Source organism: Bacillus sp. UNCCL81 (assembly GCF_900112535.1).
GTDB lineage: Bacteria > Bacillota > Bacilli > Bacillales > Bacillaceae_G > Gottfriedia > Gottfriedia luciferensis_B.
In genome coordinates, this window is sequence record NZ_FOMF01000035.1 from 1 (window position 1) to 1,024 (window position 1,024).

Sequence of the window (1,024 nt, forward strand, 5' to 3'; positions counted from 1 at the left end):
AACTTATTTATGGCAAATCGTTTTAGGTTAACTTCGCTATTATCTGAATCAGATAAAACAGATCGTGCATTGAAGGATTACTATAAAAGTTGGCGAGAACTCAATCAAAAGTCAAAGTCTTCCTTCACTGCGATAGATAATTCCTTCTTTACAAAGAAGATTTTAAGGGATTTAGAGCCTGGACCATTGAAGTTGTATCTTTATTTTTCTAACGTTGCCAGTAATGAATACGGTCATAGTTGGCATAGCATTTCTTCAATTGCAGAATATTTTGATGCCCAGTCTAGAACCATTGATAACTGGATTAAGGTTTTGGTTGATAAGAATTTGATATACAGAGCTCAAAAAGGGAACAAGTCTCATACGACTTACCTCATTCCTTTTAGCGATACTTTAATCGTACACTCTGCTCCTAAGAAACTCACAGAGGATAATCAAAGCTTGGTTGATGACCTTATAACAAAAATAAGAGAGCTGGAATTCCTTTATGGTGAAATTATTAAAGTACACCACTTGTTTCAGTGGACGAGCAGGAAGGGAAAGTCTGTAAATAGGGATCACAGCATTCAAATGTTACTTATAATCACTAAACGAAGTAACGGCGTTTTGATAGGTCATATTCATTTTCTTAGAAAATCAGCTCATTTAAGCGTTAGTGCGTTGGAAATTGAAGAACATAGCATTTTTCAAAGTCCATTTATGTTCAATGGAATAAATGTTATTGGTATAGCATTAACTTCTTATCCTCCTTTACAAAATAAGTCATCTATCCGTGACATAATAGATTTAGTAAGCGAGTTAGTGAGTATTGAAGAATGGGAACTAAAAGACCGGTTAGAGCTAGAGTACGGAGAGAAAGATAATCTTCTTCCTGTTACCGAAGGTAATATCAACGAAGAAGAAATCGAAAACGATGAGAGTGAAGAAACAGATGACACGACATCGTTATAAATAAAATTAGGGGGAATGAATTGTGAAATATTCAGATATAAAGGTTGGGAATATTTACTTTGTAAATTTGGAG

1 protein-coding gene is annotated in these 1,024 nt (G+C 34.4%); it reads left to right on the forward strand.

Features of this window, described 5'->3' with window-relative positions:
* Positions 1 to 951: hypothetical protein (locus BM319_RS24905; RefSeq protein WP_091025009.1), on the forward strand; the 951-nt coding region annotated here is incomplete at its 5' end.
* Between the last annotated feature and the right edge of the window lie 73 nt (positions 952 to 1,024).